Below are 18,708 nucleotides of genomic sequence, written 5' to 3'. Positions count from 1 at the left end.
AGGGAAGATGGGTTAATTGATTAAAAGTTATTCAATCACGCGAGGAACAAGATACAAACCATCTTGAGTTGCAGGTGCAACTGCTTGGTATTCATCCCGATGATTGCTTTCAGTTACCACATCAGCACGTAAAGGTTGAGGATTGTCAAAAGGACTCTTTAAAGGTTCTACGCCTTCCGTATCAATGCCTTTTAAGGTTTCCATCATGCCTAAAATTTTATTTAGACTTTGAGCATATTCAGCAGATTGCGTATCATTGAGCGACAATCGAGCAAGATTGGCGATTGCTGAAACTGTTTGTGCATTTAAATCTGCTGAATGCTGTGCATCCGATGTAGACATAACATCACCTAATCAGTATTAAAAATTTTCAAAATATCGTGCGTTATAATAAGCGATTGACTTGTTCAAATCATCACATTTAGTTTAAAGTTGCCACCTTGCATCCACATGAAAGTTTAACTGAGAACGAACCGTGATTCTAAAACGACTAATTGGCTTGTTTTCGCCGGATCTAGCCATTGATTTAGGTACAGCAAATACACTTATTTATGCACCAGGCCGCGGCATTATATTAAATGAACCAACAGTTGTGGCAATTCGTCACAGTGGTTCACAAAAAATTGTTGCTGCTGTAGGTCTAGATGCTAAGCAAATGCTAGGCCGTACACCTGCGAATATTTCTGCAATTCGTCCAATGAAAGACGGTGTAATTGCAGATTTTGAAGTGACTGAAACCATGTTGAATCAGTTTATTGGTAAAGTTCACGAAAAACGTTTGTTCCCACCTGCACCTCGTGTAGTTGTATGTGTACCATGTAAATCAACTTTGGTCGAGCGCCGTGCAATTCGCGAAGCCGTATTTAATGCGGGTGCTCGTGATGTACGCCTAATTGAAGAGCCAATGGCTGCTGCAATTGGTGCTGGCATGCCAGTTGAACAAGCATGTGGTTCTATGGTTGTGGATGTTGGCGGTGGTACAACTGAAATTGCAATTATTTCATTGCAAGGTTGTGTCTATGCTGATTCTTTACGTATTGGTGGCGATGTATTTGATGAGCAAATTATCAACTATGTTCGTAAAGCTCACGGTTGTGTAATTGGTGAAACCACAGCTGAAATTATTAAAAAAGAAGTTGGTATGGCTGTTTCTGATGGTACGACATTAGAAATTGAAGTACGTGGTCGTAACCTCGCAGAAGGTGTACCTCGTGCGATTACTGTAACTTCTGACGAAATTACTCAAGCAATTTCTGACCCATTACAAAGTATCGTAAGCGCGGTGAAATCTGCACTTGAGCAAACTCCTCCTGAACTTTCTTCTGATATTGCTGAGCGCGGTATTGTATTGACAGGTGGTGGGGCGTTACTTCGTAACCTTGATAAATTATTAGCTCAAGAAACTGGTTTGCCAGTTGTTGTTGCTGAAGACCCTCTTACTTGTGTAACCCGTGGTGGTGGTAAAGTATTGGAATTCTTCGACAACCCGAACCATGACATGCTTTTCGTCGGTTAAGTTTAAGGATTAGGCGGTGCAACCGAATATTTTTTCAAGACAGCCGCCATCTTTCCGCTCGTTCATTATTGCGGTCATTACATGCTTGGTGGTGCTGTTCTTTGATTGGCGCATGCCTTATGTAATTCAGCCAGCAAGGGATGTCTTGTACGCTGCATATAATCCAATTTATGCACTTGCAAGTTATCCGGTACTGTCGAGAGAATGGCTGAATCAACAAACTAAATCTGAAACACAACTGCGCCGTGAAAACACTGCAATGCAGGCTGAGCTATTACAGGCTCAGGTCCGCTTGCAGAAGCTGTCTGAATTATCTGCTGAAAATACCCGCTTACGTGGTTTACTCGATACACCATTAATTATTGATGGTCGTATGGAAATTGCGGAAGTGATTGGGACAGATGCCGATCCGCTTCGTCACATTATCATTATCAACCGTGGTGCAATGGATCATCTTAAAGTTGGTCAAACGGTTCTGGATGATAAAGGGATTATGGGGCAAATTATCAATGTATATCCTCATAGTTCACGTGTGATGCTGCTTTCTGACAAAGAGCATTCTCTATCTGTTCGTTTAGAGCGTACAGGTATGCGTGCAATTGTCTCGGGTACTGGTGATTTAGGCCGTTTAAAAATGGAATATGTGCCAACGAGTGCAAATATTCAGGTCGGCGATAAAGTATTAAGTTCAGGCTTAGGTGAGCATTTTCCAGCAGGTTATGCCGTGGGTACGGTGGCTAAAATCCGTCGCCATAATTCAGGTGAGTTTGCTGAAATTGATGTTACACCAGCAGCACAATTAGCAACTGGTCATCATGTTGTTGTACTTTTCTCTGACTCATTAGCGAAGGAGCAACCATATGCCGATCGCTAAGTTGAAACGTGAGAAGCGTAAAGATCCATTATGGGGAATTATTCTCTCTATAATCGTGGGGTCTGTCCTCATGATCTATCCACTATCTTACGACATCTCGGGCTGGCGACCATTGTTCATGCTTATGATCATGTTGTTTTGGGTTGTGTGCCAGCCAACATGGTGTGGGGTGTGGTTCGCTTTTGGAATGGGGATTTTTACAGATCTATTGCTTGACGCACCTTTAGGATTAAATGCACTGAGTTTTGTTATTGTCACGTTTATTACCCGATTTTTAATACGCGAACGCCGTATTTTGACTTTTGGTAATTTATGGACGATTGCTACATTGGTGATTATTGCTCACTTAGCGTTTATGTGGGTGACTCAAACGATGGGGGGCATTCATTTTTCGATTGCTCGACATTGGCAACCATTGATGACAAGTATCTTAACGTGGCCTGTTGTCTATTATTGTTTAGCAAAATGGCGCATTTAGTTTTAGCTTCTAGTTCTCCGCGTCGGAGAGAGTTGTTGCAACAACTGGGCTTAAATTTTGAAATCTATAGCCCTGATATTGATGAATCTGTTCATGAAGGTGAGCTGGTTCACCAATATGTAGAGCGGTTAGCGAGAGAAAAAGCGCAAGCTGTATTAAACATTTTTCCAGATTCAGTGATTATTGCAGCAGATACGAGCCTTGGTCTGGATGGTCAGATTATTAGTAAACCTGACTCAAAGCAGCATGCCTTTGACATCTGGAAACAATTATCTGGTCGTTGGCATGATGTATTTTCCGGAATTTGTATTGCAACACAGCAACAAATCTTAAGTCAGGTGGTGCAGACCCAAGTTGAGTTTGCATCTCTAACTACGCAAGATATGGAAGATTACTGGGCCACAGGAGAACCTGTAGGGAAGGCCGGTGCATATGCAATTCAAGGAATTGCTTCACAATATATTCCCAAAATTCAAGGAAGTTATAGTAATGTGGTAGGGCTTCCTTTGTACGAATTTTCACAGTTATTCAAAAGAGTGAAGACATAAGGGGTTGTTGATAATTCTTGATTGAATTGCATTGTCGATGAACAATGGACAAAGCTACATTAACAGTCCCTCTGACTCTTTAATAAAAATTTTATAATGCTTTGAGTTTATGTATGTCAGAAGAACTACTTATTAATGTCACACCTATGGAGTGTCGGGTGGCATTAATCGAAAATGGAACTGTTAATGAGCTGTATGTTGAACGTACAGTTAAACGTGGACTTGTCGGCAATATCTACAAAGGTAAAGTTGTACGTGTGCTTCCGGGTATGCAAGCGGCCTTTGTTGATATCGGTTTATCCAGAACGGCCTTTTTGCATATTAATGATATGGTTTGGCCACGTTCACAGCCAACTCCAAATGTGTTTGAACTACTTCATCCAGGGCAGATTCTTACCGTTCAGGTGATGAAGGATATGCTCGGTACTAAAGGCGCTCGCCTGAGCACAGATCTTTCAATTCCTTCTCGCTATTTAGTTCTTATGCCATATGGTAACCATATTGGTGTTTCTCAGCGCATTGAGTCTGAAGAAGAGCGTGATCGGCTACGTAATATTATTGAGAGCATTCAGGCGGAGCATAATTTACCCGGTAGCGTAATTGTTCGTACTGCTGCTGAAGGGGTAGATGAAGCCGAAATTGCACAAGATATGTGCTACCTCAGTAAGTTATGGGAATATATTCAGCGTAAGCAAGTTGATGTAGCAGTACCTTCCTTAATTTTTGAAGAACTACCGCTACCGCAACGAATTATCCGTGATCTGGCAAGTGAAGAAACCGCAAAGATTTATGTCGATTCGAGAGAGATTCATGGAAAACTGCGTGAGTTTGTAGATGAGTTTGTTCCGAATATGCAAAGTCGCCTGATTCATTACCCGGGTGAGCGTCCATTATTTGATCTTTACAACGTTGAAGAAGATATCCAAAAAGCATTGCAAACACGTGTTGCTTTAAAGTCTGGCGGTTATTTAATGATTGACCAGACTGAGGCGATGACCACAATAGATGTCAATACAGGCTCTTATGTTGGTGGCCGTAGCCTTGAAGACACTGTCTTTAAGACCAACATGGAAGCGACTCAGGTGATTGCGCGTCAGCTTAGACTGCGAAATCTAGGCGGCATTATCATTATTGATTTTATTGATATGCAAGAAGCGATTCATCGTGAAGAAGTGATGCGTCAATTTGAAAAAATGCTTGAACGTGATCATGCCAAGACCAAAATCACACAGGTTTCTGAACTTGGTCTGGTAGAAATGACACGTAAACGTACAAGAGAATCATTAGAACACTTGTTATGTGAATCGTGTCCAACATGTCAGGGACGTGGTTTTGTCAAAACTGCAGAGACAGTGTGTTACGAAATATTTCGAGAGATATTACGCTACACCCGTGCATTTGAGTCTACGAGTGGCTTTACTGTCGTTGCTCATCCATCCGTGATTGACCGATTATTAACAGCAGAAGCGCCTGCAGTCGCGGATTTAGAGCATTTTATCAACAGAGTTATTAAATTTCAGGTCGAAAATTTATATACGCAAGAGCAATACGATATCATTTTAAGTTAAAGTTGTAACAAGATATCGCTTAATCCTTGTTACAACTGAAATTTTACTTTCATTCATGAATTTTAAATACTACTTACATACAGTAGCCCTAGACGTTCTCCCTATTAAACGTCTTAGCAAACAATAAGAGGTATAACCCATGAATGTAAGTGAAAACTTAATTAGCAACGGTCTTAAACATGTTTTAGAAAGCACGCCAGTCAATAGCTGCTATATGTTGAATGACCAAGGTAAAGAAGTACCAATCACAACTGCAATGATTCGTTCAGTATGTCATCAGTTACTTAACCAGTGCCGCGCAATTAAAAAATAAGGGGCCATTTTAAAGCCCCTTAATTTTTCCTAACTCGCTGAATGATGTTTCAGCTGTTTCTCTTCAATAATTTCTTCGAACCGTTGAATCTCATCTTCAAGATGCGTTAAAAGGTTTTGCATTTTAGGTAAAGCATTTCGACATGCTGTTAAACCTACTTCAAGCTTATCCAGATAGCTTGTCATTGTAATATTGAGCGCTTGCCCGTCCATGACAATAGAAGCAGGGTAGAGTGCATCTAATTTCGCACCATTCCAATAAAGCGGCTCACGTGGGCCAGGTACATTGGAAATCACTAAATTGAATGCCTGACGCTTAGGAAGCATCCCCGACATGATGTTAAGTCCAGCTGGACCATAAACAACAGCGCTATAGTTTAAAATCTCATTCGCGGTCATGCGGCTAAAGCGTTGCTTTGAATTTTGCATACTACGACGAATGATCTCGAGCCGCTCTAGTGGCTGATCTTTATGGGTTCCTAAATTTGCCAAAATCATGGTAATACGATTGCTCACGTCAGAGTCATCTGTGCGTAGGGAAGCAGGAACCATGGCAATAAGAGGCTTTCTAGGCAGGCTGTTGTGACTAATCAGATATTCACGTAATGCCCCAGAACACACAGCAAGTACGACGTCATTGATCGTTACACCAAGTGCTTTAGAAATTTTTCTAAGACGGCTTAATTCAAAAGATTGAGCTGCAAAGCGACGTGAAGCACTTACACGTTGATTTAAAATTGAAACCGGAGCCTGAAAGGTGGAGACATAATCAGGATTTTTACCCATTTCTTTAAAAATGGTTTGCGATAATTCCTGCATGACTTTAGGGGTTACTTCAAGCTGTGATTTGATACCACCTAAAATACTTTTGATCTTACTTGTACTTGGTTTTGGTACTTTTAAGCGTTTTGTTCTTTTACTTTCTACACACCAAAGTGGAACCACATGTTTTTCTTGTGGTGTTTTTGACAGCGACTTCTCAATTAAGCGCATGCCTGCAACACCATCAACCATGGCATGATGAATCTTAAAGTACATCGCGAAACGATTACCTTCGATCCCTTCAATAATGTCACACGTCCAAAGTGGTTTTGCACGATCAATTAAAGAGCTGTGCTGCTGGGAAATATAAACCAGTAATTCACGAATTCGGCCAGGATGAGGCAAGGCAATATGGCGAAAATGGTGGTCGATATCGAACTCTTCATCTTCATCCCAAAATAGACCATTTAAACGGTTATTAAAGGGTGGGACAGGAATACTTTTAGATTGGCGAATTTCTTCTACTAAATCATGAACGAAAGTTTCAGGGGCATTTTCAGGTATTTCAAATAAAAACAATCCGCCAACATGCATCGGTTGTTGTCTTTTTTCTAGTGATAGAAAAATAAAATCAATAGGGTGTAATGGACGCATAACTCGTTGTGCCTCATGCTTTTTTCTAAGAAGCCCTTAACTGAGCTCTTATTAGAATTATAGAACCGTAAATTTAGTATATAGCGTTTATTACAGATTAAATATGACTTTGTGTACGAGATATAACTGTAAAAAAAACCACTGATTCATCAGTGGTTTTTTTATACCGAACTATTTTTTCAAGTTACCTGCATGTAAGCCACATTCTTTTTGTGTTGCTTCTTCCCACCACCAACGGCCTTCACGTTCATGTTGATTTGGAAGTACTGGACGTGTACATGGCTCACAACCAATCGAAACAAAACCACGCTCGTGTAGAGGGTTATATGGAATTTCCATCATGCGGATATAACTCCACACATCGGCGCTAGACCAGTTCGCGAGCGGATTATATTTAATGAGTTGCTTACCCGGACCAGAGAAGCCTGCATCAGCTTGTACCACTGGAATTTCCGTACGTGTACCAGGGCTTTGATCTTTACGCTGACCTGTAATCCAGCCATCTAAGGTCGCCAGTTTCTTACGTAAAGGTTGAACTTTTCGTATGCCACAGCATTCTTGATGTCCATCTTTAAAGAAGCTAAATAAGCCTTTTTCATTCACCATGCTTTGCACAGCTTCCGCATCAGGGAAGCAAATCTCGATATTAATATTGTAGTGCTTACGAACAGTTTCAATAAATTGATAAGTTTCAGGGTGTAGACGGCCTGTATCAAGACTAAAAACACGGAAAGGTTTACCTAAACGTGAAGCCATATCAATTAAGACTACATCTTCTGCTCCAGAGAACGAAATTGCGATTTCACCTTGTTGGCTTAATGCAAGTTCTAGAATCTCGCGCGGACTTTTAGCTGCATATTCAGCCGCGAGAGCATCAACGATATCAATAGTCGGAATAACGGTCATGGGTGTTCCTGGCAAAAGGCTTGGGCGCATTGAGTTATGAAAAATATTCTAAAGGATAGTGAATAAATTGCTTAGCACTTTAATTTCGATCCTTATGAATAAAATTGATTTGATCAATAACAACGCAAAACTGAAAATCTTAATGGTATGATACAGCAATTTTTAACCAACGTTGGAAGCATTCATGGAAATCGTATGCCTAGATCTTGAGGGAGTTTTAGTTCCTGAAATTTGGATCAATTTCGCAAAAAAAACAGGGATTAAAGAACTAGAAGCAACAACTCGTGATATTCCGGATTATGATGTTTTAATGACTCAGCGTCTGAATATCCTAAAACAACACGGTTTAGGCTTAAAAGACATCCAAGAAGTTATTGCCGAGATGGGGCCACTACCAGGTGCAAAAGAGTTTGTTGAATGGGTAAGCAATCATTTCCAATTGGTCATTTTGTCGGATACTTTCTATGAGTTTGCTCATCCTTTAATGAAGCAATTAGGCTGGCCAACAATTTTCTGTCATAAATTAGAGACAGATGAAAATGGTATGATTACAGCTTATAAACTTCGCCAACCTGACCAAAAACGTGAGTCGGTTAAAGCACTACATGGTTTGAATTTCCGTGTGATTGCAGCAGGTGATTCATATAATGATACAACGATGCTTGGTGAAGCCGACCATGGTTTCTTGTTTGATGCGCCTGCAAATGTTATTGCGGAGTTTCCGCAGTTTCCTGCAATCAATGGTTATGATGCATTAAAAGAAGCAATCCGTTCTGTTTCACAGCGCAATATTCCTGCTTAAGCAAGAAAAAATAGGCAATAAAAAAGGCGCTTATAGCGCCTTTTTTATTTAGATTGGTTTTTGAAACTTAGAATTTATAACCAAGTTTTAAACCGTAAGCGATAGCATCGTTATCAGAGAAATCTGCAACATATTGATCACTACCTGCTTGCGCACCTGTTTGTGCTTTAGCATCACCCAACCAGAAGTATTTTACACCACCAGCAATGAAAGTTTGAGGAGTAGGGCTATATTGAACACCTAAACCTACGTTCCAGTAACCTTCTGTTGGTCCTAATGTTGTTACAGGATTACCTGCACCAGAGTCCCAACCTACAGAGACATTACCAGCCCATTTATCATTAAGCTTACGGCCTACACCAGCGTTTACAGACCATTGGTCATCAGAATATTCAACTAGGTTGAAGCCATTTGGACGTCCAACAAGACCACCTACAGCTTCTGAGACTTTGCCAAATTTATATGGCTGAATTGAGAAATCTTTCCAGTTCACCCAGCGTACATTGGCAAACGCAACTGTATCAGCCATGATACCTGTTTGAAAATCAAGGTTAACAGACTGTGGTGTTGTGATTGTAGTTTTACCAGATGAATTAATTGCTTGAAGTTTAGATGCTGGAACGTCTAAACCAGCCAATACTGAAGTAAGACCAGGGAAATTCAATAAAGATAGATTTTCATTAATATCCACTTTATGGTCAATTTCAGAACGATAAGTTACAGATGCTCTAAGTGCGATTTCAGGAATCTGATAAGCTGCCCCTGCTAACCATCCAGCACCTGTAGTTTCTTTAATACTTGCATCATAACCATTATAAAGGCTATAAGCTTGACCTCGTAAACTTACATTACCTTTAACGGTTTGTAATACAGGGCCTGCATAGAAGTTAAAGTTTTTAGTTGGTTGATAACCAAATACAAAAGATAAGTTTTGTGTATCAACTTTAACTTTAGTTCCGCCATTACCTAAATAATTATTTGCCGCAGCAAGAGCGCCAGCAAGTTGTTTAAATTGAGGACTTGCTAAAACTTGACCTTTTGCTAAAGCTAAAGTTTGGTCATTAACAGGCAAACCTTGTGCTTGCAAAGCTTCAGTTGCTTTTTTAGTGACAATCCCATCAATCGCAGTGGCTGATAAAACAGAATCAGAACCTGGCTGAGAAACGAATACGTTATTACCTGAATATTCTGCATCTGCTCCAAATGGTTGATCGTAGAGTAGACCGAAAGAAAATTGGTCATTAATTTGTAATTTTAATGCAGCACTTGGGAAGTAGTAGTCATTCGCCATATCGCCAATATCACGACGTGTGGCACTAGATCCAGCTTCTTTACCAGCTACATCAGGATCTAGAACAGAAATACCTGCTTCAAAGTAATTGCCAGGTTGGAAGAACGCAGACATTGACTGTCCAGAGCGATCTAAAGCTGCTGCAAAAACCCCAGTTGCAGGCAGCGTTGCTAAAATCATTGCAGTGCTCAGATGTTTTAATTTCATTTTTAATCTTTCCTTGAACTTCAAGACATTTTTTTAAAAGTAACAGAGTTAAACCGTTTAAACTGTGTTGCCTTCAGTGCTTTGAATTACAAGTTTCAAAGCATTGATAACTCCATGTAACAAAAATAGCATAATTACACTAAGAGTAAATCTGTTCTATGAACTCCAGAGTACTCACTTTTTATACAAAAAATGGCAATAATGAATGAAATATGAAGGAATATTTTTGTTGTTTAATTAATTTAAATAATTGATATTTATATTTTTTATCTATTATTAAAGTTGCTTGTTTTTATGGCATTTTTGTCATAAATCCAAGAAAAATGGTCAAAGATTTTTTTGTAAAAATATGAATTGATTGATTATGAAATGAGTATTGGTCATCATTTTTAATGGATATGTCTAGTTTCTCTACACATGTATATTATTGATTCGGTTTTATATTGTTATTTGCTTGATAAAAATTGAGAGTATTTCCTTTACTATTTGGTCAAATTTTTTGAGGAATTAATTGCTGGATTTAAGCTTGCTTTATTTAAGGGATAACCGAAATAGAAAAGAAATCGGTTATCGCGCCTTTTAGATTTAAAATATAGCATTAGAGGGGATATAACTTTTCATCAAATTCTTCAAGTTTAGGAAATTTTAATGGTTCAAGTTGGTCAAGGTGAGTGAGATAAGTGACATAGTCCTCAAGAATAGTTTCACGTGCTTCTTGGCTAATGTAAGGTACATGGTAGGCAATGAATGGGGGAAGAACTTCAAAGCCAGTATAAGCCAAAGTACCGCGTTGAATCGGTGATAGATAATGTTCAATTGGTCCGTGAATAGAATTTTCCCCAAACATATGTGTTCTACCACCGAGTGTTAAACAGAGCATTGCTTTTTTACCTGCCATGCCACCATGGTTGTAAAACCGCTTACCCCCATAAAAAAGTCCAGAGACAAATACACGATCAATCCAGCCTTTTAAAATTGCTGGAACAGAAGTCCAATAAAGTGGAAAGTTCAAGATAACTAGATCTGCACGTTTTACTTTGTCAATTTCTACTTGAATATCAGGAGACAAAAGTTGTTGTTTTGTGGCATTTCGCTGTTCTAATGCGTAGTTAAAATAATCAGGTTGATTGAGTTCTAAAAAATCTTCCTTAGAGGCAACAGGATTAAACTGCATTGCATATAAATCGGAAATTTCTACTTGATGGCCCAATTTTTTAAAGGTTTGCTGTGCTGTTGTTTTTAGGGAACTTGTAAAAGACAGAGGTTCTGGATGAGCATGAACAATCAGGATATTCATAGTGGCTTTACTCTTAAAGATAAGATTAGTTTTTAGTGGAATGTCGGAGAGTTAAGTCAGTTTGTCTTAAGTGACTATGCCTGAATTTAAAAGTATGGCATAGTTCAAAAACTGACAGTTTTTACCATTTAATGCCACAATTACGCTTTCTAATGGGCCGCTCATGACTCCAGAATTACCCGGAACTTATATTAATTTATTAGCAGAGATCGTTAAGCGCAGAGGTATCTCTTGTGAGCAGTTTTTAGAGGGTAGTGGAGTAACACCAGAACAATTAAAAAAACCGTATTGGTATGTTGAGTTTAATACCTTAAATAACTTACTTGAGCATGCGATTCAACTCACTCATGAGCCAGCATTAGCGGGTTATTTTGCATTGGAAATGAAAGCTTCTTGTTATGGTTCTGTCGGTATGGCAGCTATGGTGTCTGCAAATCTTGGAGAGGCTTTAAAAATACTTGAACAATTTATTGGTTCGCGTTGTGATGCCTTTAAACCCGAGTTAAAGCAAGAGCAAGACGATGTTTACTGGTCTATTCAACAACCTTTAAAAAGTTTTCAATTAAGTTCAGATGCGACTATTTTTTTGTTATTAGGTTTTGTTCACATCGCAAAACATCTAACAGGGTTATCTTCTTTAGGTACAGTGCAATTGAATATGTCCGAACCAATAGGTTTTTCAAAAATAAAAGATAAATTAGGGGTAAGTTGTTTATTTGAGCAAAAACATAATATTTGGATTTTTCCAAAAGAATATTTAATGCAGCCTGTACTCACGGCTGATCCTATGCTGGCACCTTTACTGAAAGCACAGTGTAAAAAAGATATTGATAAATTGAAGTTACGAAGTGGATGGAAAGCAGAAATTAGCCAAGTAATAAAAAAATTATTGATCAATAGTCAGGGGGAAATATTAAAAGTTAAGCAAGTTGCCCAAATGATGAATATGTCAGAACGTAGCCTACAGCGGTATTTGGCAATAGAGAATACAAGTTTCTCAGCATTAGTTGATTTAACTCGAAAGCAATATGCACAAGAACTTTTGCAAAATAGTTTAATGTCAATTGAAGCTGTGGCATTAAGTTTAGGCTATGCCGATACACCCCATTTCACTCGTGCATTTAAGCGCTGGATGGGTGTAACACCGAAGTATTATCAAACTCAGTTAAAACTAAAAAATTTAGATATAAGTGAATAATCAAGAAGACCACAAATTTGAAAGTGGTCTTCTAACCCTATTTTAATTTGTTAACTCTTGTTTTGATGAAAGTGTATGAATTACTTCAAAATAGCTCGGTGGAGTGGGCACATGCCCACGTTCTCTTAATATTTTGTGCATACGCGGTAATTTAAAATATGGAACAGACGCCATTAAATGATGTTCCATATGGTAATTGACATGAATAGGGGCCACAAAGCTTCTCGCAATCCAACCTGCACGTGTAGTACGAGTGTTAGTTAAAGCAGTATTGCTGGTTTGCATACCTGCATGTTCTGCCATTGAACGGATTCTTAAAAATAATGGAAATGGAGTCAAATAAGCCAAAGGCCATAACCAATAAAAACGTTGTTGACCACATGCTTTTAAAACACCATAAAGTAATAGGTTGGTTGCAATAGCGCCTGTACTGTTTTTTGCAATACTCTTTGCATAGTCAACAAATTTTTTATCACTGCGGTCTAACCAGATTTGATCATTGGCTACAGTCCATTTCATGACATCAAGGTCCATCAACACACGGCCTAAGCTAAACTTTAATCCTGTTATACCGGTTAAGTCGCGTAAGAATTTACGAGTAAGAGATTTTTTACTGACAGGAAAGCCTGCAACTAAAGAAAGATCTGGGTCATCTGGTGTAGATGTTTTGGCGTGATGACGAACATGGTGCACACGATATTTTTGTAGGTCGTTCCAGATTGGGCGGGCACATAGCCACTCCCCAACGAAATCATTTATTTTCTTATTTTTGAATAAACTTTTATGGGATGCATCGTGCATTAAAATTGCGAGGCATAACTGACGGCCAGCTAAAACAGCTAGAGCAAGCATACATGCTAATAATTTCCCCCAACTCGGTAAGTAATCCCACATCATAATTAAGCTGGCAAATGTTCCTCCAATAACAGCCCATGTGCTAGCAACGGCCCAAGCGCCATATGCATCTGAAGGTTCTGTAAGCTCTTGTATTTCTTTTCTGCTAAATAGATCGGTAACACTCACCTGTGCATTCATTTTTATTCTCCCAAATTAGAGTTTGGTATCCATATTTTATATTACAAATATAGTCATAAAAATTTAAAAAGTGAAATATTTGTTTGTAAAAAAATAAATCAGATGGCTATAAATTTAATTCCTGTTCATATATTTTTTTCCAAAGTTTTTGGCCAATTGCATCTAGTTGCTGTACATCTTGAGCAAATTGATTACGAGCAGATTCATTTACAAATGGCTCTGGTAATAATGGGTCATTCATGAGTAAGGCAATTGTTTCCCTTCCTAAAAGAAGTGCCTTGACTGCTGCATCGTTTAAAGGGGAGTGAGCATAATTTTCAAGCCAGTGCGTAATATCTCGACTATACATTTCATAATTTTTTTCGAGTTGTTTGGTATCCCATAAAGAAAAAATTTGCTTAAGTGTTGTTGAGTCGACATGCTGAATAATACAAATTTTTGCTTCTTTCTCTAGCCCTGCTAAAACAAGCTCATCACAGGTTTTTTCAAAGCTATAAGCTAAATTGTCTGGGCGGATGTAAATACCAGTTTCTAACTCTTTAAAACCAAATTGACGAAGTGCACGTTCCCGTTTTTTTAGTGCTGTTCGATCTATGCGGCCTAAAGTTCCTGTAAACACGGCAAGATAATGCTGCTGCCATTCTTTAGTTTGTTTAATTCCATTTTTACGATTGAGAATAACTTTCGCCCAATCTTTTGCAGATGGAGAAAGTTGATAGATTCCGCGTTCTACGCTCTGGATCATACCTTCATTTAACAAGCGTGTTGTCGCAACTCGAATACCATTTTCACTTAAGTTAAAAAGTTTAGCTGCAACCAAAATTTGTTTGATACTGAGCTGAGGATAAGCGGAAGAAAGAAAGAGGTCGATAATAAGATGACGTGCGTTAATTTTGGTATTTTTCATTCAGTCTGAATTTTTGATATGAGTTGTATTTAATTGGAATAATAACATGTTTTTTTAAGGACTTTTTAAGATGATTTTCTAAACTCATCTATTGTAAAAGACTCATCTATAACAAAAGAAAATTTGGCCATTTTTAACCAAGTTTTATCTTTTTACGATAGTTAACCTAAGTTTGTCATTATGATGTGATACATTATCGCACTTTAAATAAACTGCCTTTCACTAGAGGCAATAACCACAAATGCTAGAAATGATCTGATATTGAACATGTGTTGAGCTAAATAAAAGGCTAACTGTGGCAATAAAATAAATTTTAGATCGTTCTAGTGATTAACTAACTTTCTTTGAGCAAGTTATGGAAAATTTTGAAGTTATAAAAGCACTGTTTCTAGGCTTTGTTGAAGGCTTAACTGAATTTTTACCTATTTCGAGTACTGGTCATTTAATTTTATTTGGTCATATTATCGATTTCCATTCAGATGGTGGTCGTGTCTTTGAAGTAGTGATCCAGTTAGGTGCTATTCTGGCAGTGTGTTGGTTATATCGTCAGAAAATCATTAACTTAATCAAAGGTTTTTTTAGTGGTGATGTCGAGTCACGCCATTTTGCCATTAGTGTCTTAATTGCTTTTTTCCCGGCAGTGATTATTGGCGTTTTAGCTGTAGATTTTATTAAAAGTGTTTTATTTAGCCCAATTGTAGTTGCGATTGCTCTGATTGTCGGCGCGCTTATTATTTTCTGGGTTGAATCTAAACAATTTGAACATAAAACAGATGATGCGACCAAGATCACGTTTAAACAGGCGCTTTTAGTAGGTCTGGCTCAATGTGTTGCGATGATTCCTGGAACCTCTCGTTCAGGTGCGACAATTGTAGGCGGGATGTTTGCTGGCTTGTCTCGTAAAGCTGCAACAGAGTTTTCTTTTTTCCTTGCAATGCCGACCATGCTAGGTGCAGCGACATTTGACCTAATTAAAAATGCTGATGTGTTGACTTCAGACAATATGGTTAATATTGGAGTGGGTTTTGTTGCGGCATTTATTGCTGCTTTATTGGTTGTAAAAGCACTCGTACTCTTCGTTGAGCGTCATACATTACGTGTATTTGCGTGGTATCGAATTGTATTAGGTGTAATTATCCTAATTGCTGCTATGTTCTTTAACTTATCTGCTTAATAGTCAGATTAAGGATAAAAACCTAGAGAAATCTAGGTTTTTTTATGCCTAAAAATAGCTTTAACTTGCTTATTTATACAAAGTACTACCAAGAAATACTTTTTCCTTTTAGTTTGATTGATATAGTAAATCTTAAATAGCCCGTAAAAAATAAAGCAATGCAACAGAATGACTTGACGAAAAGTTTGGTAGAGGCTTTTTTGTATTTGGCTCCTCAAGAGGGGTTATATCCCACTCATATTTCAAATATCACCCTGATGAGGGTAGATCATTCCACACAGCCCGTTGCCGTATTGCAAGAGCCTTCCATTGTTTTAGTCATTCAGGGTGTAAAACGGGCTTATATTGGAAAAGATATTTTTAAGTTTCAACAAGGCCAGTGTTTATTTATCTCAATTGCTATTCCTTTTGATTGCGATACCTTGGTTGAGCGTGAACCAATGCTTGCAATTGCGATTAAATTTGAACCTCAAATGATGGCTGAGCTGGCGACTAAAATGGATAAAGAGCAGCGGCCACTTATAGAAGACCTTGATAACAAAGAGATAAAACTGAGCTGTGGTTTAAATATTATTGAAATGAACGCGGTCATATCTGATGTTGCTTTACGTTTGTTGAACTTACTTCGTTCCAAGCAAGATACTGCAATCTTAGGAGAGCAGGTGAAACGCGAACTTATTTATCGGGTTTTACAAGCTGGCGGTAGTGATTTTATCCAGAACCTTTCGGCTATTATGAGCCGAAGTGGAGTGATTTATACGATTTGTGAAATTATTCAAAGAGATTATTATCGTAACTTAACAGTTCAGGAGTTGGCTAAACAAGCAGGAATGAGCGTTTCGCTTTTTCATCAAGCTTTTAAGAAAGTTACCAACTATTCTCCATTACAGTACATCAAAATTACTCGATTACATAAGGCACGTGATCTAATCCTAAATAACCAAATGGGCGTTGCAGAAGCTGCCTATGAGGTAGGATATGTGAGTGCCTCACAGTTTAGTCGAGAGTTTAAGCGGCTGTTTGGAGTTCCACCTAAATTATCAACAAACTAAAGTAAATCAACACGTCTTAAATATAAACCAAACATGGAGCATATCAATGAATCTTCCGACAACCATGAAAATTGTTGAAATTACGGTTCCTGGCGGACCTGAGGTTTTAAAACTTCAAGATTCAAATGTTCCGGTACCTCAAGCTGATGAAGTTTTAATTGAGGTTAAAGCCGCTGGAATTAACCGCCCTGATGTCTTACAGCGTATGGGGTTATATCCAATGCCTAAAGGGGTTACTCAAATCCCTGGACTTGAAGTCGCCGGAGTAGTGGTTGCTGTGGGTGAGCAAGTGCAACAGTTTAAAGTCGGGGACAAGGTTTGTGCTTTAACCAATGGTGGCGGGTATGCAGAATACTGTGCGGTAACTGCAACTCAAGTATTACCAATACCTGAGAATTTATCATTTACTCAAGCTGCTGCGATTCCGGAAACTTTTTTTACGGTATGGGCAAATCTATTTGATATTGGCCGTTTAAAGAAAGATGAAACTGCCCTGATTCATGGTGGTGCAAGTGGGATCGGAACCACAGCTTTAGCGATTTGCCATGCTTTAGGTATTAAAACTTTTGCTACTGTTGGTAGTGAAGATAAAGTTGAAGCACTCTCTGACTTAACCACAGCAATTAATTATAAAACCCAAGATTTTGAGCAGGAAATTTTGAACCATACTCAAGAACAAGGTGTTGATGTTATTTTGGATATTGTGGGTGGTTCTTATTTTCAGAAAAACTTAAATCTATTAAAACGTGATGGCCGACTTGTCATTATTGGCTTTATGGGAGGTCGAATTGCAAAAGAATTTGACTTGCAGGAACTGATCTTAAAACGCGCAACGATTACAGGCTCAACGATGCGAGCGCGTAATAGCCAAGAAAAAGCACAGATTGCTCAATCTTTACATGAACATGTATGGCCGTTATTAGCGCAAGGCAAGTGTTTACCACAAATCTATAAAACGTATGCTTTTTCAGATGTACAAAGTGCTCATGCATGTATGGAGCAGGGCGACCATATTGGAAAGATCGTTTTAGAGATGAATGCTTAATCTTATCTGTGACAGTTTAGGTGAATGACATGTTTGCCTAAACTGAAATTTTATAATTATTAATTGTGCCTATTTCTATATAAAAATTGCCAAATTCTATTGGCTTGTTGCACCTGTTTCTTGATCTGAATATACATTTAATAAGAAATAATAACTGTCTTAAAGCTGTTATTTCGCTCTTCAATTCTAAAGGATGGTAACCATGAATACCCCAGCATCAAATGATAAAAATCCAACTCCAGATTTAGCTGAAGATAATGCGTTCTTCCCATCACCATATTCACTGAGTCAATATACTTCTCCTAAAACAGATTACGATGGCACAACCTATCCAACGCCGTATGCGGGCAATAAAAAGGTTTTAATGATTGCAACTGATGAACGCTATATCCAGATGCAAAACGGTAAGTTCTTTTCTACTGGAAACCATCCAGTAGAAATGCTTTTGCCAATGTTCCATTTAGATAATGCTGGTTTTGAAATTGACGTTGCGACACTTTCAGGTAATCCAGCCAAACTTGAAATGTGGGCAATGCCAAAGCAAGAACAAGTAGTATTAGATACTTTCCAGAAATATGCAGATAAATTAAAAAATCCGTTAAAACTTGCCGATATTTTAGAAAATGTAGTCGGTGAAAACTCTTCATATGCGGCTGTATTTATTCCGGGTGGGCATGGGGTATTAGCGAAGATTCCGCATAGCCTTGAAGTGAAGAAAGTTCTTAAATGGGCAGTTGAACAAGACAAATTTATTATTACGTTATGTCATGGTCCAGCTTCGTTACTGGCTGCCGCAGTAGATGAACAGCCTGAGAATTATATTTTTAAAGATTATCAAATTTGTGTATTCCCTGATTCGTTAGATAAGGGAGCGAATATTGATATTGGTTACATGCCTGGAGCTTTACCGTGGTTAGTCGGTGAAAACCTTGAAAAACTCGGTGTGAAGATTTTGAACACTGGCATTACTGGTCAATGTCATCGAGACCGTAAATTGTTAACGGGCGATAGTCCGCTTGCTTCTAATAATTTAGGCAAACTTGCAGCTGAAACATTGTTGGCTGAAGTGAAGGATTAATTCA

At 38.4% G+C, this 18,708-nt stretch carries 19 protein-coding genes; 12 read left to right on the top strand and 7 right to left on the bottom strand.

Features of this window, described 5'->3' with window-relative positions; all coding sequences use genetic code 11:
* Positions 1–27: 27 nt before the first annotated feature.
* On the bottom strand, positions 28–342 hold the full coding sequence (gatC, locus tag EGS71_RS09200; RefSeq protein ID WP_000107699.1) for an Asp-tRNA(Asn)/Glu-tRNA(Gln) amidotransferase subunit GatC: 315 nt from the start codon (positions 340–342) through the stop codon (positions 28–30).
* 133 nt (positions 343–475) lie between these two features.
* Between gatC and EGS71_RS09195 the strand changes: the two genes are divergently transcribed.
* The 6 genes from EGS71_RS09195 to EGS71_RS09170 all read left to right on the top strand — a co-directional run bounded on the left by EGS71_RS09195 (position 476) and on the right by EGS71_RS09170 (position 5,297).
* Positions 476–1,516, top strand: a complete 1,041-nt coding sequence (locus EGS71_RS09195) for a rod shape-determining protein (protein WP_000601379.1) — start codon at positions 476–478, stop codon at positions 1,514–1,516.
* A 16-nt stretch (positions 1,517–1,532) separates the two neighbouring features.
* Positions 1,533–2,390, top strand: a complete 858-nt coding sequence (gene mreC / locus EGS71_RS09190) for a rod shape-determining protein MreC (protein ID WP_001182997.1) — start codon at positions 1,533–1,535, stop codon at positions 2,388–2,390.
* Entirely contained in the window at positions 2,377–2,868 is a 492-nt protein-coding gene (gene mreD, locus EGS71_RS09185; protein WP_001121008.1) for a rod shape-determining protein MreD, read from the top strand. Before mreC ends, mreD begins: the two co-directional genes overlap by 14 nt.
* Entirely contained in the window at positions 2,856–3,416 is a 561-nt protein-coding gene (locus tag EGS71_RS09180) for a Maf-like protein (protein ID WP_000940846.1), read from the top strand. The genes mreD and EGS71_RS09180 overlap by 13 nt, the downstream gene beginning before the upstream one ends.
* 113 nt (positions 3,417–3,529) lie before the next feature.
* Entirely contained in the window at positions 3,530–4,984 is a 1,455-nt protein-coding gene (gene rng / locus EGS71_RS09175; protein ID WP_001288187.1) for a ribonuclease G, read from the top strand.
* Between the two features lie 139 nt (positions 4,985–5,123).
* The gene (locus EGS71_RS09170) at positions 5,124–5,297 is read left to right on the top strand and encodes a PA1571 family protein (RefSeq protein WP_001103036.1); all 174 of its coding nucleotides are present in this window, start codon (positions 5,124–5,126) and stop codon (positions 5,295–5,297) included.
* 29 nt (positions 5,298–5,326) lie between these two features.
* On the opposite strand, the gene EGS71_RS09165 is transcribed toward EGS71_RS09170, so the two are convergent.
* Positions 5,327–6,712 (bottom strand): WS/DGAT/MGAT family O-acyltransferase, encoded by a 1,386-nt coding sequence (locus EGS71_RS09165; protein WP_001247589.1) that lies wholly within the window; start codon positions 6,710–6,712, stop codon positions 5,327–5,329.
* A gap of 171 nt (positions 6,713–6,883) precedes the next feature.
* Positions 6,884–7,618 (bottom strand): phosphoadenylyl-sulfate reductase, encoded by a 735-nt coding sequence (locus tag EGS71_RS09160; RefSeq protein WP_000216076.1) that lies wholly within the window; start codon positions 7,616–7,618, stop codon positions 6,884–6,886.
* 184 nt (positions 7,619–7,802) lie between these two features.
* Between EGS71_RS09160 and thrH the strand changes: the two genes are divergently transcribed.
* Complete coding sequence (gene thrH / locus EGS71_RS09155) at positions 7,803–8,420, top strand: bifunctional phosphoserine phosphatase/homoserine phosphotransferase ThrH (RefSeq protein WP_000406996.1); 618 nt, start codon at positions 7,803–7,805, stop codon at positions 8,418–8,420.
* Between the two features lie 67 nt (positions 8,421–8,487).
* On the opposite strand, the gene EGS71_RS09150 is transcribed toward thrH, so the two are convergent.
* Both EGS71_RS09150 and EGS71_RS09145 read right to left on the bottom strand, forming a co-directional pair.
* Positions 8,488–9,918 (bottom strand): OmpP1/FadL family transporter, encoded by a 1,431-nt coding sequence (locus tag EGS71_RS09150; RefSeq protein ID WP_000768267.1) that lies wholly within the window; start codon positions 9,916–9,918, stop codon positions 8,488–8,490.
* Positions 9,919–10,516: 598 nt separating this feature from the next.
* Positions 10,517–11,215 carry an NAD(P)H-dependent oxidoreductase gene (locus EGS71_RS09145; RefSeq protein WP_001023269.1) on the bottom strand — a complete coding sequence of 233 codons (699 nt, stop codon included), beginning with the start codon at positions 11,213–11,215 and terminating at the stop codon, positions 10,517–10,519.
* A gap of 163 nt (positions 11,216–11,378) precedes the next feature.
* Between EGS71_RS09145 and EGS71_RS09140 the strand changes: the two genes are divergently transcribed.
* Positions 11,379–12,413, top strand: coding sequence for an AraC family transcriptional regulator (locus EGS71_RS09140; protein WP_000187145.1), 1,035 nt, complete (start codon positions 11,379–11,381; stop codon positions 12,411–12,413).
* A gap of 42 nt (positions 12,414–12,455) precedes the next feature.
* Here EGS71_RS09140 and EGS71_RS09135 read toward each other — a convergent pair whose 3' ends face one another.
* Together EGS71_RS09135 and EGS71_RS09130 are read right to left on the bottom strand one after the other, a co-directional pair.
* Positions 12,456–13,448, bottom strand: a complete 993-nt coding sequence (locus EGS71_RS09135) for a fatty acid desaturase family protein (RefSeq protein ID WP_000993896.1) — start codon at positions 13,446–13,448, stop codon at positions 12,456–12,458.
* 106 nt (positions 13,449–13,554) lie between these two features.
* Positions 13,555–14,355 (bottom strand): PaaX family transcriptional regulator C-terminal domain-containing protein, encoded by an 801-nt coding sequence (locus EGS71_RS09130; RefSeq protein WP_000799167.1) that lies wholly within the window; start codon positions 14,353–14,355, stop codon positions 13,555–13,557.
* Between the two features lie 355 nt (positions 14,356–14,710).
* Between EGS71_RS09130 and EGS71_RS09125 the strand changes: the two genes are divergently transcribed.
* The 4 genes from EGS71_RS09125 (at position 14,711) to hchA (ending at position 18,704) form a co-directional block, all read left to right on the top strand.
* The gene (locus EGS71_RS09125) at positions 14,711–15,529 is read left to right on the top strand and encodes an undecaprenyl-diphosphate phosphatase (RefSeq protein WP_000426931.1); all 819 of its coding nucleotides are present in this window, start codon (positions 14,711–14,713) and stop codon (positions 15,527–15,529) included.
* 158 nt (positions 15,530–15,687) lie between these two features.
* On the top strand, positions 15,688–16,581 hold the full coding sequence (locus EGS71_RS09120) for an AraC family transcriptional regulator (RefSeq protein WP_001186879.1): 894 nt from the start codon (positions 15,688–15,690) through the stop codon (positions 16,579–16,581).
* Between the two features lie 46 nt (positions 16,582–16,627).
* Positions 16,628–17,626 (top strand): NAD(P)H-quinone oxidoreductase, encoded by a 999-nt coding sequence (locus EGS71_RS09115; RefSeq protein WP_001053072.1) that lies wholly within the window; start codon positions 16,628–16,630, stop codon positions 17,624–17,626.
* Positions 17,627–17,828: 202 nt separating this feature from the next.
* Positions 17,829–18,704 (top strand): glyoxalase III HchA, encoded by an 876-nt coding sequence (gene hchA, locus EGS71_RS09110; protein WP_001095770.1) that lies wholly within the window; start codon positions 17,829–17,831, stop codon positions 18,702–18,704.
* Positions 18,705–18,708: the final 4 nt, after the last annotated feature.

Origin of the sequence: Acinetobacter sp. FDAARGOS_559, from assembly GCF_003940475.1 — a bacterium.
Taxonomy (GTDB): Bacteria; Pseudomonadota; Gammaproteobacteria; order Pseudomonadales; family Moraxellaceae; genus Acinetobacter; species Acinetobacter baumannii.
Note: the sequence above shows the minus strand (reverse complement) of the source record. Positions and strands in the feature narration are given on the sequence as shown.

What these genes read in the sequence shown, in the direction of transcription:
- gatC (WP_000107699.1), bottom strand. Translation starts at nt 342, where the DNA reads ATGTCTACATCGGATGCACAGCATTCAGCAGATTTAAATGCACAAACA.
- mreD (WP_001121008.1), top strand. Translation starts at nt 2,377, where the DNA reads ATGCCGATCGCTAAGTTGAAACGTGAGAAGCGTAAAGATCCATTATGG.
- EGS71_RS09180 (WP_000940846.1), top strand. Translation starts at nt 2,856, where the DNA reads ATGGCGCATTTAGTTTTAGCTTCTAGTTCTCCGCGTCGGAGAGAGTTG.
- rng (WP_001288187.1), top strand. Translation starts at nt 3,530, where the DNA reads ATGTCAGAAGAACTACTTATTAATGTCACACCTATGGAGTGTCGGGTG.
- EGS71_RS09170 (WP_001103036.1), top strand. Translation starts at nt 5,124, where the DNA reads ATGAATGTAAGTGAAAACTTAATTAGCAACGGTCTTAAACATGTTTTA.
- EGS71_RS09165 (WP_001247589.1), bottom strand. Translation starts at nt 6,712, where the DNA reads ATGCGTCCATTACACCCTATTGATTTTATTTTTCTATCACTAGAAAAA.
- EGS71_RS09160 (WP_000216076.1), bottom strand. Translation starts at nt 7,618, where the DNA reads ATGACCGTTATTCCGACTATTGATATCGTTGATGCTCTCGCGGCTGAA.
- thrH (WP_000406996.1), top strand. Translation starts at nt 7,803, where the DNA reads ATGGAAATCGTATGCCTAGATCTTGAGGGAGTTTTAGTTCCTGAAATT.
- EGS71_RS09150 (WP_000768267.1), bottom strand. Translation starts at nt 9,918, where the DNA reads ATGAAATTAAAACATCTGAGCACTGCAATGATTTTAGCAACGCTGCCT.
- EGS71_RS09145 (WP_001023269.1), bottom strand. Translation starts at nt 11,215, where the DNA reads ATGAATATCCTGATTGTTCATGCTCATCCAGAACCTCTGTCTTTTACA.
- EGS71_RS09140 (WP_000187145.1), top strand. Translation starts at nt 11,379, where the DNA reads ATGACTCCAGAATTACCCGGAACTTATATTAATTTATTAGCAGAGATC.
- EGS71_RS09135 (WP_000993896.1), bottom strand. Translation starts at nt 13,448, where the DNA reads ATGAATGCACAGGTGAGTGTTACCGATCTATTTAGCAGAAAAGAAATA.
- EGS71_RS09130 (WP_000799167.1), bottom strand. Translation starts at nt 14,355, where the DNA reads ATGAAAAATACCAAAATTAACGCACGTCATCTTATTATCGACCTCTTT.
- EGS71_RS09125 (WP_000426931.1), top strand. Translation starts at nt 14,711, where the DNA reads ATGGAAAATTTTGAAGTTATAAAAGCACTGTTTCTAGGCTTTGTTGAA.
- EGS71_RS09120 (WP_001186879.1), top strand. Translation starts at nt 15,688, where the DNA reads ATGCAACAGAATGACTTGACGAAAAGTTTGGTAGAGGCTTTTTTGTAT.
- EGS71_RS09115 (WP_001053072.1), top strand. Translation starts at nt 16,628, where the DNA reads ATGAATCTTCCGACAACCATGAAAATTGTTGAAATTACGGTTCCTGGC.
- hchA (WP_001095770.1), top strand. Translation starts at nt 17,829, where the DNA reads ATGAATACCCCAGCATCAAATGATAAAAATCCAACTCCAGATTTAGCT.